The 12,736-nt window shown below is 64.1% G+C and carries 11 protein-coding genes; 7 read left to right on the top strand and 4 right to left on the bottom strand.

What is annotated here, in order from left to right; genetic code table 11:
* The first annotated feature begins 5 nt into the window (after positions 1 to 5).
* The 5 genes from CCD76_RS14045 (at position 6) to CCD76_RS14065 (ending at position 5,485) form a co-directional block, all read left to right on the top strand.
* Entirely contained in the window at positions 6 to 2,165 is a 2,160-nt protein-coding gene (locus tag CCD76_RS14045) for an amylo-alpha-1,6-glucosidase (RefSeq protein WP_087720082.1), read from the top strand.
* Between the two features lie 492 nt (positions 2,166 to 2,657).
* On the top strand, positions 2,658 to 3,338 hold the full coding sequence (locus tag CCD76_RS14050; protein WP_087720083.1) for an HAD family hydrolase: 681 nt from the start codon (positions 2,658 to 2,660) through the stop codon (positions 3,336 to 3,338).
* 128 nt (positions 3,339 to 3,466) lie between these two features.
* Complete coding sequence (locus CCD76_RS14055; protein WP_087720084.1) at positions 3,467 to 3,841, top strand: translation initiation factor Sui1; 375 nt, start codon at positions 3,467 to 3,469, stop codon at positions 3,839 to 3,841.
* A gap of 170 nt (positions 3,842 to 4,011) precedes the next feature.
* Complete coding sequence (locus CCD76_RS14060) at positions 4,012 to 4,404, top strand: YbaY family lipoprotein (RefSeq protein WP_218777039.1); 393 nt, start codon at positions 4,012 to 4,014, stop codon at positions 4,402 to 4,404.
* A gap of 88 nt (positions 4,405 to 4,492) precedes the next feature.
* Positions 4,493 to 5,485, top strand: coding sequence for an aldo/keto reductase (locus tag CCD76_RS14065; RefSeq protein WP_087720086.1), 993 nt, complete (start codon positions 4,493 to 4,495; stop codon positions 5,483 to 5,485).
* A 55-nt stretch (positions 5,486 to 5,540) separates the two neighbouring features.
* Here CCD76_RS14065 and CCD76_RS14070 read toward each other — a convergent pair whose 3' ends face one another.
* Complete coding sequence (locus CCD76_RS14070; protein WP_306298808.1) at positions 5,541 to 5,723, bottom strand: hypothetical protein; 183 nt, start codon at positions 5,721 to 5,723, stop codon at positions 5,541 to 5,543.
* 92 nt (positions 5,724 to 5,815) lie between these two features.
* Between CCD76_RS14070 and CCD76_RS14075 the strand changes: the two genes are divergently transcribed.
* Both CCD76_RS14075 and CCD76_RS14080 read left to right on the top strand, forming a co-directional pair.
* A complete protein-coding gene (locus tag CCD76_RS14075) occupies positions 5,816 to 6,739 on the top strand; it encodes a nuclease-related domain-containing protein (protein ID WP_087720087.1) in 924 nt (307 codons plus the stop codon).
* 102 nt (positions 6,740 to 6,841) lie between these two features.
* Complete coding sequence (locus CCD76_RS14080) at positions 6,842 to 7,834, top strand: sugar kinase (RefSeq protein ID WP_087720088.1); 993 nt, start codon at positions 6,842 to 6,844, stop codon at positions 7,832 to 7,834.
* Here the strand turns inward: CCD76_RS14080 and CCD76_RS14085 are convergent.
* The 3 genes from CCD76_RS14085 to betT all read right to left on the bottom strand — a co-directional run bounded on the left by CCD76_RS14085 (position 7,831) and on the right by betT (position 12,259).
* Positions 7,831 to 8,436 carry a hypothetical protein gene (locus CCD76_RS14085; protein ID WP_087720089.1) on the bottom strand — a complete coding sequence of 202 codons (606 nt, stop codon included), beginning with the start codon at positions 8,434 to 8,436 and terminating at the stop codon, positions 7,831 to 7,833. The genes CCD76_RS14080 and CCD76_RS14085 overlap by 4 nt on opposite strands.
* Entirely contained in the window at positions 8,429 to 10,054 is a 1,626-nt protein-coding gene (locus CCD76_RS14090) for a sodium:solute symporter (RefSeq protein ID WP_087720090.1), read from the bottom strand. The genes CCD76_RS14085 and CCD76_RS14090 overlap by 8 nt, the downstream gene beginning before the upstream one ends.
* 141 nt (positions 10,055 to 10,195) lie before the next feature.
* Entirely contained in the window at positions 10,196 to 12,259 is a 2,064-nt protein-coding gene (gene betT / locus CCD76_RS14095; RefSeq protein ID WP_087720091.1) for a choline BCCT transporter BetT, read from the bottom strand.
* Between the last annotated feature and the right edge of the window lie 477 nt (positions 12,260 to 12,736).

Genomic DNA, 12,736 nt, shown 5'->3' on the forward strand with positions numbered 1-12,736 from the left:
CGGTCATGAACGATACGATTCGCGTCAACGATCAGTGGTACGTCAACGCCAGTTCGGCACGCGCGGATTCACCCACCCAGGTGCTCAAACAGGGCGAGACCTTCGCCCTTTTCGATCGGCTGGGAGACATCCAGCCGGTCGGCCTCGGCGAACAGGGGCTCTACCATGAGGGAACCCGCTATCTGTCGCGGCTCGAGCTGGATGTCGATGGCCAGCGGCCGTTGCTGCTCAATTCGGCGGTCAACCGCGACAACCAGGGATTCAGCGTGGACCTCACCGTGCCGGCCAGCGCCGAGGTAGCCAAGGATACGGTGCATCTGCGCCGCACCAAGGTGCTCTGGGACGGGGTGCTGCACGAGCGTATCCGCATCACCAACTACGGCACTGCCACCGCCAGGTTGCGGCTCGGTGTGCTGGTGGCCGCCGACTACGCCGATATCTTCGAAATCCGCGGACGCCAGCGCGCCCAGCGCGGGGAGCGGCTCGCGCCGACCCGGGACGGACAGGCCGTGCTCTTCCGTTACCGTGGTCTCGATGGCCGAACGAGTCAGACGCGCATTCGATGCGACCGCCCGGTGCGTGTCGATGAGGCGGAAAACGGCCAGTATCTGGTTCATGAGCTGGAATTGGCCTCCCAGCAGACGGTCACGCTCGAACTCAGTGTCGCCTGCGAGGAAGGGAAAGCACCGGAACAGGCACTGGACTTCGACACCGCCGTGCATCGGATCGGCGCCCGGCGGGCCCACGATCGCGCCCTGGTCGGCTCGCTCTACTCCGACAACGAGCAGTTCAACGAGTGGATGACACGCTCCGCCGCCGATCTGCAGATGCTGGTCAGCGATACGCCGCATGGGCCCTATCCCTACGCCGGGGTGCCCTGGTTCAGTACGGCGTTCGGGCGCGATGGACTGATCACCGCGCTGCAGACCCTGTGGCTGGCTCCCGATCTGGCGCGCGGCGTGCTGGGGTTTCTCGCCGCCACCCAGGCCGAGGACCAAAATGCCCAGTCCGACGCCTCCCCCGGCAAGATCCTGCACGAAACCCGCGACGGCGAAATGGCGCGGCTCGGCGAGGTTCCCTTCGGACGCTACTACGGCAGCGTCGATTCGACGCCGCTGTTCGTGGTATTGGCCGACGCCTATCAGGCGCGTAGCGGGGACACGGCGTTCATCCGCCAGCTGTGGCCGGCGCTGGAACAGGCACTGCACTGGATCGATCGATATGGCGATCTCGATGGCGACGGCTTCGTCGAATACGAGGCCAGCCGTCATGGCGGACTGACACAGCAGGGCTGGAAGGACTCCGCCGATTCCGTGTTTCATGCCGACGGCCGTAGTGCCGAGGGTCCCATCGCCTTGTGCGAGGTTCAGGGCTACGTGTTCGCCGCCAAGCGTGGTGCCGCCAGGCTGGCACGGCTGCTGGAAAAGCCGGAGATGGCCACGCGCCTGGAGCGGGAAGCCGATACGTTGCAGCAGCGCTTCGATGCCGCCTTCTGGCGCGACGACATCGCCAGCTACGCCCTGGCACTGGATGGCGACAAGACCCCGTGCGCCGTTCGCGCCTCCAACGCCGGCCACGCCTTGTGGAGTGGGATCGCGCTACCGGAGCGGGCCAGCACGCTGGCGCGAACACTGCTTTCCACAGAAGGTTTCAACGGCTTCGGCATTCGTACCCTGGCCGAAGGCGAGGCTCGCTTCAACCCGATGTCCTACCACAATGGCTCGGTATGGCCGCACGACAATGCCATGATCGCCCAGGGGCTGGCCCGCTACGGCTACCAGGAGGCCGCTATCCGCATCATGACCGGGCTGTTCGAGGCCGCCATGCACATGGAGGATTACCGCTTGCCCGAACTCTTCTGCGGCTTCGCGCGCGAACCCTCGCAAGGGCCGACGCGCTATCCCGTGGCCTGCTCGCCCCAGGCGTGGGCGGCGGGCAGCGTATTCCAGATGCTGCAGGCGTGTCTCGGTCTGACCTTCAGCGCCGAATCTCCGCATCTGCGCTTCGACTATCCCCGCCTGCCGGTGTGGATCAACCACCTGTCGATCCAGCGGCTGCGCGTCGGCGACGCCACCCTCGATCTCTCGTTGGCCCGGCACGCCAACGATGTCAGCGTCAACGTCACCCACCGCGAAGGCGACGTGAAGGTCAGCGTGCTGGTCTAGCGGCTCGAACGCATGAGGAGAAGCCATTGGCGAGGACGTTGAAAGGCTTCAGCGGGATATAACTCAACCTGCAGCGGGAGCGCGACTGAATCGAAGGCATTCATCGGAAAATGATGGGTTTCAGCAGGAATGTGCAGCGAGTGAGCATTTTCCCCATCCCGGCTTGTCAAGGTGAATCGGGACGACTAAAGTTGAAATCGAGATTGAAAACAGTGTTCCGTAATCCTATGTTCAAGGTTTCCGGTTACGGCGCCGATAATCGGGACACTGGGAAGCTCTGATTTACGTCGCGAGCGATGGGAGATTGGTCGCTGCCGGTGCGCAAGAACCGGAGTTTACGCGGTGTTAAATGAGGATTCTGAGCACCGCCAGCGATCAAGCTATCGAGCGCAGTAGTTAATCAGTGTTTCCCTAGAGCGATTTTCAGCGACAGGCGGGCCCCACTCGCTTGCCAATTCGAACTCACCGACTGCGCCCTCGAGGCGACCCATCATGCCCGATCCGCTCTGTTTGCTATTCGATTGCGACGGCACCCTGGTCGACAGCGAACCGCTGCTGGCCGAAATCATGGCCAAATGCCTGACCCAGGCCGGGCTCCCTTTTCAGGCCAGCGACTACATGCGCGATTTCCGTGGCACTCGCTTTGCCAACATCGTCGCGCACCTGGAGCGTGTCTACGGACGCCTGGAAGATGGGGTCCGCGAGCAGGCCGAGACCGCCATGCGCCAGGAAATGCACGAACGCATGGCCACCGAGCTTCAGCCCCTCGATGGCGTGGCACAAGCACTGGACGCTCTCGGTGCGCTGCCGCGCTGCGTCGCCTCCAACGGCCCCGAGCACAAGATCCGCCGGGCGCTGGACAGCACCGGGCTGAGCGGTTTCTTCGGCGACAACATCTATAGCGCCTATACCGTGGGCAGCTGGAAACCGGAGCCGGGCCTGTTCCTCCACGCCGGGCGGGACATGGGTTTCGCGCCCGCCGACTGCGTGGTCATCGATGACGCTCAGGTCGGTGTACGCGCGGCATTGGCAGCCGGCATGCGGGTCGTCCACATCAACCGCTTCCCCGAGCGCGAGGCGACACCCGCCGGTGCCATCGGCATCCGTCAGATGGATGAACTGCCGGCCGCCATCGACAGGCTGATCCCCGCCCTCGCCGCCAGCAATCTCTGACCCCCTTGGCATGAATCTCGACTCGCGGCCCGAGCCAACCGCTCGGGCCGCGGTCATTTCGGAATCGGTCGTTTTCGCGCGAACGGCCGCGTTATCATGCGCCTTTCATGTCTTGATTCGGAGTTCTCATGCCTTCGTTACAGGATCAGCTACGCGGCCTGGTCTACTCCACCGAACACGGCGAGACCTGCCCCGACTGCCGCCGGCCACGGGCCGACTGCCTTTGCCACGAACGCGAGGAGGCCGAGCGCATCGCCGCCTTGGACGGCATCGTGCGCATCCGCCGCGAAACCAGCGGTCGCAAGGGCAAGGGCGTGACCACGATCCAGGGCGTCCCGCTGACCCATGACGAGCTGAAAACCCTGGCCAAGGCACTGAAGAAGCGCTGCGGCACCGGCGGCGCGGTCAAGGATGGCGTGATCGAAATCCAGGGCGATCATCGCGAAGTGCTCAAGCGCGAGCTGGAGTCGCGCGGTTTCAAGGTCAAGCTCGCCGGCGGCTGATCGGCCCTCGTCGCTGTTCCGATCAGCGGGAATTTCCCACACGCTGGCTTGTCATAACCGCACGGTCGTCGTGCCGCACGCTTCGATGCCAGACTTTCCCAAGTTCCATCCACCATTTCACCGTTCCACCTCGAGGGGTTCCGATGCTTTTGCCCAGGGTTCCGCGACCTTTGCGTCTCGTCACCATCCTGTCTGCGCTCGTCGTGCTGGCGGGCTGCGCCGGCGGGCCCCAGTTCGACACGCTGGCCGCCCGCGTGGTCTCCGAAAAGCCGATCACGCTGCCCGACTCCGCCACGCTGGAAGTCCAGTTGAAGGACATCTCCACGGGCGACGTGCTGGCCAGCAGCCGCTACGAACGGCTGGACCAACTTCCGATTCCCATCACCCTGCAGTATGCCGCCGAGGCGATCGACCCCGACGATCTCTACCGTCTCAGCGCACAGATTCGCGACGGCGATCGCATCCTCTACCTGAATCCCGAGCCAGTATCGGTCTTCGCCGATGGCGACCCCACCGAACCGGACATTCCGGTAACGACCACCGGCGCCGATACGAGCCGCTGAAGACACGACGCGCCAAAGGTCCGGCTTGCCGAAGACGACATGCCCCGCCACTCTGTAGGGACTCGATTCATCGTCAAATGAGGACAAGATGGAAACATTGACATTACCGGGTACGGATATCGTCACATCGCGCATCGGCCTCGGCACCTGGGCCATGGGTGGCCGCCAGTGGGGCGGCACCGACGACCCCAATGCCATCCGCACCATTCATGCCGCCATCGACCAGGGCGTCAACCTGATCGACACCGCACCGGCCTACGGCTTCGGCCACTCGGAAGAGGTCGTCGGCAAGGCCGTCGCCCAGGCCGGCCAGCGTGACAAGCTGGTGCTGGCGACCAAGGCGGGCCTCGAGTGGTACGACGACGCAAGCGTGGCCCGCAACGCCACGGCGAAGCGGCTGGAGAAGGAGCTCGACGATTCGCTGCGCCGGCTGAACACCGACCACATCGATCTTTACCAGATCCACTGGCCGGACCCGCTGGTCGACATCCAGGAGACCGCCGAAACGATGGCGCGCTTCCATCGTGCCGGCAAGATCCGGGCGATCGGCGTCAGCAACTTCTCCCCCGAGCAGTGCGACACCTTCCGCCAGACGGCGCCGCTGCATACCCTTCAGCCGCCCTACAACCTGTTCGAGCGCGACATCGACAGCGAGATCCTGCCCTACGCCGAGAACAACGACCTGACGTTGTTGACCTACGGCGCGCTGTGCCGCGGCCTGCTTACCGGCAAGATGCACGAAGGCTATACCTTCAACGGTGACGATCTGCGCAACAGCGATCCCAAGTTCCTGTCACCGCGGTTCGCCCAGTATCTGGCCGCCGTCGATGCGCTGGCCGAGCTGGCCCGCACGCGCCATGACAAGAGCGTGCTGGCGCTGGCCGTGCGCTGGATTCTCGATCGCTCTCCCAACATCGTCGCGCTGTGGGGCGCCCGCAAGCCGGAGCAGGTCGAACCGCTGGGCGACATCACCGGCTGGAAGCTGAGCGACGAAGACATGGTCGATATCGATGCGATTCTGACCCGGCACATCAAGGATCCGGTCGGCCCCGAATTCATGGCACCGCCGACGCGCAAGTGACCGTGAAGTGATTCATCGCCAATCTGGAACCCGGCTTCGGCCGGGTTCTGTCGTCTCAGCGTGCCTGGCGTTGCGGCAGTTCCAGCGCGTCGACCAGTGCCGTCAGGGTCGGGCCGATCGTGGCGGTGACCTTGAGATCGAACAGCTCGTCCGCGCGCGTCTTGCCGAGATTGACGCAGGCGATCGGCCTGCCACGCCTGGCGGCCTGGCGGGCGAAGCGAAACCCCGAATAGACCATCAGCGACGAGCCGACCCATCGACATCGCAGACGATGCTCGACCTCGGCTAGAATGGGACTTCTTCCCGCCCACGCCGCAAGGACAACCGCTCATGGCCTGGTTGGAGTACGTGCTGCCGCTGATCTTTCTCGCTCCTTTGGGCGCCGCCGCCCTGGTGGCGATCACCCTGCGCGACGTACAGACCGTCGGCCTTCGCTCGCCGCATGACGGCAAGCCTATCCGCGAGATCGCCCAGGCCCATCGCGATCGTCTCGAGAAAGCGCGAATGGTGTTCTTCCTCGATGCCACGCTGGCGCCGACGCTCACCTTGATGCCGTTGGTCTACGGGATGGGCCGCATGCTGTTCGCCGAAAGGCAGAGCTGGCTGGAGTGGTCGCTGTACGGCGTCGCCAGCACCTTGCTGGCCATACTGTTCTGCTTCCTGATTCTGCGCGACGTGCAGCGCGTGCGCCGCCTGACCCGCAGTCTGGCCTGCGAGCTGGCGGTGGGCCAGGCGCTGGATCATCTGATCCGGCCGCTGGCCAAGCCCTACTTCGTCTTCCACGATTTCCCCGCCGACAGCTACAGTATCGACAACGTGCTGGTGACGCCCCAGGGCGTGTTCGTGATCCAGACCGTGGCCCGCGATTTTCCGCTCGATCTCGAGGGGCATCCCATCAACACCGTCTCGGTGGAGAACGAGCGCCTGCGCTTCCGCGGCTGGAATGAACGCCAGGTGCTGCGCAAGGTGCGACTCTCGACGGTCTGGCTGCGCCAGTGGCTGTCGCGCCACACCAAACTGAGCGTGCCGGTGAGTGGTATCCTCGTGCTGCCGGGCTGGATCATCGATGACGAAACCGAGCACCTCGGCGACAGCCGCGACGTTCGTGTGGTCGACGGTGCCGATCTCGCCACCCAGCTCGGCACCGCCCAGGTCGAAGTCATCGACGACGCCCAGCGCCAGCGTCTGGTGGACACCCTGAACGCCCGCTATCGACACTTCGAGAGCAAGCGCCAGTCAACCGACGGAGCCTGAAAGCCTCCACCTCGAACTTTCCCCAAGGGATTTTCCAGAGAGCGCTTCAAAAAGATTCTAAAAAGACCTTCTCAAAAACTTCCCCATAAGCCAGGAGACGCCATGCCCCGTTCCGATTCCCGCCCCGATTCTCGTCACGATTCCCGCTACGATGTGCTGACCTTCGGTGAAGCCATGGCCCTGTTCGTCGCCGACGACGACGGCCCGCTGGACCAGGTCACGCGATTCCACCGCCGCACGGCCGGTGCCGATACCAACGTGGCGATCGGGCTGTCACGACTGGGCTTCGACGTGCGCTGGCTCAGTCGCGTCGGCGCGGATCACAACGGCACCTTCCTGCAGCGGGCGCTAGAGGCCGAAGGGCTGGACTGCCGCCACGTGCAGCGCGATGACATCCACGCCACCGGCCTGGTCTTCAAGGAGCGCGCCGTCGACGGTGCCGATCCTCACGTCGAGTACGTTCGCCGGGGCAGCGCGGCCAGCTACCTGAATGTCGCCGACAGCGAAGGCGTGGCGCTGGAATCCGCACGTCACCTTCACGCCACCGGAATCCCGCCGGCCATCTCCGAGTCGGCACGAGAGCTGTCGTTCCATCTGTTGCGTCGGGCTCGCGGTGCCGGCCTGTCGATCTCGTTCGATCCCAACCTGCGGCCCAGCCTGTGGCCCAGCGAAAAGGTCATGATCGAGACGCTCAACGCGCTGGCCGCCGAAGCCGACATCGTCATGCCGGGGCTGAGCGAGGGGCGCTTGCTGACCGGCCGCGAAACGGCCTACGACATCGCCGGAGACTATCTCGACCGGGGCGCCAAGGTCGTGGTCATCAAGCTGGGGCCGGAAGGCAGCTACTTCCGCACCGCCGATAGCGAAGGCACCGTGGAGGGCTCGCCGGTCAAGCAGGTCATCGACACCGTCGGCGCCGGCGACGGCTTCGCGGTGGGCATCGTCAGCGCCTATCTGGATGGGCTTGACTGGCGAGCCGCGCTGCATCGCGGCAACCTGATCGGCGCCCGCCAGGTGCAGGTCATCGGCGACATGGAAGGCCTGCCCAGCCGGGAACAGCTGATCGCCATGGAGCGCAGCGGCAACGCCATCTAACCCGGTACGGGATCGTCGCCGCGAACCTGCCGGCTCGTAACGTGCGGCTTCGCGTTCAGCCGATCGCGGAGCCCCGCCAGCACCGCGGGCTTGAGCGCCCCCAGCGCTTCGCCGGAGAGCCCGCTGAGGACGATGAGCCGCGTCTGGCGGCGCTGCCGATAGTCCTCTCGCCCTTGAGAATAGCCCGGCCGCCCTTGGGAATAACCCAGCCACAGCGGCAGCTCGACGGCGCGCATCGTCGACGGTTGCACGCGCAGCGACCAGCGGCGTGGCCGGGCCAGCCGCTCCCAGAGCCACCAGCGCTCGAACTGCGAAATCGTCGGTCGCTGGCCGCCGCCGAGCGCAACGGCGCCATCACCCTCTGCCGGTTTCAGATCCAGCTCCCCCGCCACCAACAACGCCCGAGGCAGGTTCTCGGCGGCCAGGAGCCAGGCCAGCGGCGTTGCCGCCTCGCGGCCGATCGCCACGGCCCACAGCGACAGCCACGCCGGTTCGAACCGCTCGGCGCCAAACCGGCGCAGCCTGGGTTCGGCGTCGGTAGCGTTCACGCGCCGCGGCAGCCGCGCCAGTGGCTCCGGCGGCACGGCCTTCAGCTCATCCATTGGCCCAGCCCTGCAATAGCCCCAGCACGATCAGCGAGACGAAGAACCACACCACCAAGCCGATGCAGCGACGCCGCGTCAGGCGGGCATCACGGCCGATCTCGGCGGCACCGTCATGGCGGCCCTTGAGCATCGCCTGCATGTCCGGCGCGGTTTCGTCGATCACCACATCCGACAGCTGAGCCGCCGACGGTGCCGGTGCCGTCAGGCTCACCAGGTAGCCGACGACCACCGACACGATCAGCCCGACGAAGTTCTGGTAGAGCCAGGAGATGTCCGTCTGCGAGACGGCCCACACCGCCGCCATGCCGAGGACGATACCGGCGACCGCCCCGCGCCCATTGCTGCGATGGCTGAGCACGGCCAGCAGGAAAGTGCCCAGCAGCGCCCCGTAGAACCAGGAACCGATGCGGTTGACGGCCTCGATGACCGGCCCGAGGTTGCCGGCGAAGAACGCAAACATCGTGGCATAGAGCCCCCAGAAGATGGTGGCCCAGCGCGACGCCTTCAGATAGTGCTTCTCGTCGGCATCGGGCTTGACGTAGCGGGCATAGAAATCGCGAACCGTCACCGCGGAGAGCGAATTGAGCGCAGAGTCCAGGCTAGACATTGCCGCGGCGAAGACACCGGCAATCACCAGCCCGGTAATCCCGACGGGGAAAGCGTTGACCACGTAGCGCGGGAACAGCTCGTTCAGGTTGTCCGGTGCGGTCAGGCCATGCTGCTGGTAGTAGGCCGCCAGCATCACGCCGATGAACAGAAACAGCAGCATCTGCGGCACCAGCAGATAGCCGCCGATCAGCAGCGAACGCTGCCCTTCGGCGATCGACGGGCTGGTCAGCACTCGCTGGATCTGACTCTGGTCGGTACCGAAATAAGCGATATGCATCACCACGCCGCCGATCAACCCGGCCCACAGCGAGTAGGTCACGGTGGGGTCGAGCGACAGATCGATGGTGTCGAACATGCCGTTGGCGGCGCCGTAGGCGAACACGTCGCTCCAGCCGCCGGGCAGGCTCGAAACCATCAGCACCATGCTCAGGATCGCCCCCAGCCACAGCACGAACATCTGGATCACGTCGGTCCAGATCACCGCGCTGATCCCGCCGAGCACGGTGTAGCTCACGGCGATCACCGCCATCAGCACGATGGTCAGATTGACATCCCAGCCGGTGACGACCGACAGCACCAGCGCCGGCGCGTACAGCACGACGCCGGTGGCGAGACCGCGGGCGATCAGGAACAGCAGCGCGGCCAGCGACCGAGTCAACGCCCCGAAGCGGCGTTCGAGCAGCTCGTAAATGCTGTAGATCCCGGCACGGTGAAAGATCGGCACCAGAATCACGATCAGCACCGCCATCGCCAGCGGTACGTTGATGAACGTCGCCAGACGCTCCAGCCCGCCTTCGAATCCCCAGCCGGGGGCCCCGATGAACGTGATGGCACTCGCCTGCGTCGCCATCACCGACAGCCCGATCGCCCAGCCGGGAATCTTGCGACCGCCGAGGAAGTAGTCCTGCGTGCTCTCCTGATCCTTGCCGAAGCGGGCGCCCACCCAGGCAATCCCCACCACGTAGACGATCAGAACGACGGTATCCCACCAGGTAAAGGCTCCCACATCCGTGTCCTCGCTTTTTTGTTATCGACAAAATTGAGCGTAGCACGTCGTTTCCGCGATGACCGGCCCCGCTCGCCAGGAGGCGGAAACGAAAAGCCCCGGCCAAGTGGCCGGGGCAAGGGTGAGTCGCACGAGAGCGGATCAGCCTGGCGGCTGCTCGGGGCTGTCGGGCATGTTGATGCTGCCCGGCTCCATCCGGTTGAGATGCAGGAACTGCAGATGGCGCTCGTACTGGTCGAGAATGTCATCGATGACCTGCTCGCGGGTATACCCCATCAGGTCGTAGCCCTGACTCCCTTCCAGCAGATACACCTCCAGACGATAGTAGCGGCTGCTGCTCCGCGGCGTCCGCATGGCGAAGGATGGCGTGGAGAACGGATGCGTCCAGATCTGGTAGGCAAAGTTCTGCTCGTTACCGAGATCGACGTAGAGCGACAGATAGTCGTCGTCGTTCTGGGTGCCATCGCTGATGTCGACCTGAACGCCCTGCTTCAACAGCTCTTCACGCACCGCTTCCATCGCCGGGCGCCCGGTCTCTTCCAGGAACTGCTGCGCCTGCTGGCGATTGGGGAAGGACATGGCGCGCTTGAGTCGCATCTTCCAATCATAATGGCGATCACGGCCACCGGAGGACATGCGCCCCGACAGCGAGCCGGACAGGCTCAGGCGATGGCTGTCTTCCTTGAACGCCTCGACCTTCAGTGCCTTGTAGAGCCCCGCGATCATGAAGAACAGCACGATCGAGAAGGGCAACCCGGTGATCACCACCGCGCTCTGCAGCGTCGACAGGCCACCGGCGAGCAGCAGCGACAGGGTCAGAACCCCGATCACGGCCGACCACAGGATACGCATCCAGATGGGCGCATCGCTGTTGACGTCCTTGAGCTTGGAGGTGAAGTTCGACAGAACCAGGGCCCCCGAGTCACCGGAGGTGATGAAGAACACGATCGCCAGGATACTCACGGCAACGGTCGTGATGACCGGGAACGGATACTCCTGCAGGAATAGATAGATCCCCGCCGGCGGCGTCTCCATGACCTGTTGGCCGAAGTCCGTCGCCCCGTTCATCGCCATGTCGAGGGCGCTGTTACCCAGGATCGACATCCAGATCATCATGAACGCGATCGGCAGCGTCAGGGTGCCGGCCACGAAGGTCCGAATCGTGCGGCCACGAGAAATGCGCGCCAGGAACAGGCCGACGAACGGGCCCCAGGCGATCCACCAGGCCCAGAAGAACAGGGTCCAGCCGTTCAGCCACTCCGTCGGGCGATCGAAGGCATAGGTGTTGAACGACATCGAGATGAAGTTGGACAGATAGTCACCGACGTTCATCACCAGCGCGTTGAGCAGAAAGACCGTCTTGCCGGCAAACAGCACGAACAGCAATAGCGCGATGGCCAGCAGGACATTGAACTCGGAAAGCCGACGGATCCCTTTCTCGACGCCAGTCACCGCCGAAATGGTGGCGAACAGTACGATCAGCAGCACCAGAATGGTCTGCGTCCAGGCGCTCTCCGCGATGCCGAACATGAAATTCAGCCCGTAGTTGAGCTGGATCACACCGATCCCGAGACTGGCCGCGATGCCGAATACCGTCCCCAGCACGGCGGCGATATCCACCACGTGGCCGATGGGGCCGTAGATCTTCTTGCCGAAGATGGGATAGAGGGCGCTACTGATGGTCAGCGGCAGGTTGTGACGATAGCTGAAGAAAGCCAGCGACATCCCCACCAGGGTATAGATGCCCCACCCTGAAAGCCCCCAGTGCAGGAAGGTCAGCTGCATCGCGTGGCGCGCTGCCGCGACCTGGTCATCGGGGGCATTGGGCGCGTTGTAGAACTGGGTCAGCGGCTCCGCCAGGGCGAAGAAGATGACCCCGATCCCGATACCGGCAGAGAACAGCATTGCCGACCAGGAGAAGATGTTGAAATCGGGTCGCGAGTGCTCGGGCCCGAGACGAATCCTGCCGAAGCGGGACACCCCGACGAACAGCACGAACACCAGATAGATGACGACTGTCAGAAAGTAATACCAGCCGAAGGTGTTGGAGATCCAACCCAGCAGCGCATTGATGATGCCGTTTGCTTGTTCGGTAGCGATCATCGCCCACAGCGAGAAGACGACGATACCAATGACCGACCCATAGAAGACGACTGGATTCAGTCTGTCCTCGGTCGTGGAATTATTATCGGGGCTTGTGCTCATGCGGCTCCCATCATGTTCAGATAGTTTGCGTTGACGAGAGATCAGGGCGCCCCGGAAGCCCATACCGGCCTGCGGGGGTCGCTGAGCGATAATGGCCCTTCACTCGTTTCCGTTTTACCGCCGCGAGGTCTTGCGACCTCGGATCGAGTCAAATCGAATTCGGTCGTTGAATCCATCGCTGTCTTCAACGAAAGCCTTGACCCGACCCATTCTCCCCGGCCTCTTGCCTTGCCACGCAGGACACTTGGCCAGGGAGTCGCTATCACTGCTTGCCGGTGCTCCTGCGAACGCCCGGTATCGGGCCGAGCCAATGCTTGAACTATGATTCATCGCTGCACAAATGCGAGCGCTATTTCTACCGCTCGAATTCACAGCCCTCCGCTTCAAGGCGCTTCATGTCAAAGCGCTTCACATGAAGCTCTCGAAGACTCGGCAGGTTGGTACGCAGTTTCGACGCACGCTGGCGCCGACGCCATT

It is taken from the genome of Salinicola salarius (assembly GCF_002179555.1).
In the GTDB taxonomy this organism is placed as follows: domain Bacteria; phylum Pseudomonadota; class Gammaproteobacteria; order Pseudomonadales; family Halomonadaceae; genus Salinicola; species Salinicola salarius_A.

Coding starts and splice junctions, on each gene's coding strand:
- CCD76_RS14045 (WP_087720082.1), top strand. CDS start 6: ATGAACGATACGATTCGCGTCAACGATCAGTGGTACGTCAACGCCAGT.
- CCD76_RS14070 (WP_306298808.1), bottom strand. CDS start 5,723: ATGGTCTATTCGGGGTTTCGCTTCGCCCGCCAGGCCGCCAGGCGTGGC.
- CCD76_RS14075 (WP_087720087.1), top strand. CDS start 5,816: ATGGCCTGGTTGGAGTACGTGCTGCCGCTGATCTTTCTCGCTCCTTTG.
- CCD76_RS14050 (WP_087720083.1), top strand. CDS start 2,658: ATGCCCGATCCGCTCTGTTTGCTATTCGATTGCGACGGCACCCTGGTC.
- betT (WP_087720091.1), bottom strand. CDS start 12,259: ATGAGCACAAGCCCCGATAATAATTCCACGACCGAGGACAGACTGAAT.
- CCD76_RS14080 (WP_087720088.1), top strand. CDS start 6,842: ATGCCCCGTTCCGATTCCCGCCCCGATTCTCGTCACGATTCCCGCTAC.
- CCD76_RS14055 (WP_087720084.1), top strand. CDS start 3,467: ATGCCTTCGTTACAGGATCAGCTACGCGGCCTGGTCTACTCCACCGAA.
- CCD76_RS14065 (WP_087720086.1), top strand. CDS start 4,493: ATGGAAACATTGACATTACCGGGTACGGATATCGTCACATCGCGCATC.
- CCD76_RS14085 (WP_087720089.1), bottom strand. CDS start 8,436: ATGGATGAGCTGAAGGCCGTGCCGCCGGAGCCACTGGCGCGGCTGCCG.